The following is a 348-nucleotide window of genomic DNA, read 5'->3' on the forward strand; positions in this document are numbered from 1 at the left end:
CCATCTCGGTGACCACGATGCTGTCCCCCGGGCCCACCGCGAAGCGCTGCGCTGCAGCTCCTCCGCGCCCGAGGGACGCGTTGGACATCGCATAGGCCACGAGGCTGATGCCCTCGGTGGCATTGGAGGTCCAGACGAGCTCGCGCGTGCGGGCGCCGATGAAGCGGGCGACGGCGGCGCGTGCGTCCTCGTACGCGTCCGTCGCGTCGACCGCGAGGGAGTGCGCACCGCGATGCACCGCGGCGTTGCGCTGTTCGTAGACCTCCTGCTCGGCCTCCATGACGCTGGTCGGGTTCTGCGAGGTGGCGCCCGAGTCCAGGTAGACGAGCGGCGTGCCGCCGACGTCGG

Annotated in this window: 1 protein-coding gene; it reads right to left on the minus strand. The window is 71.8% G+C overall.

The window, feature by feature from the left end; genetic code table 11:
- Positions 1-348 (minus strand): aminotransferase class V-fold PLP-dependent enzyme (locus FJV46_RS15085; protein ID WP_140995591.1); only part of this gene is annotated, 348 nt, incomplete at both ends.

It is taken from the genome of Arthrobacter agilis (genome assembly GCF_006494655.1).
Taxonomy (GTDB): Bacteria; Actinomycetota; Actinomycetes; order Actinomycetales; family Micrococcaceae; genus Arthrobacter_D; species Arthrobacter_D agilis.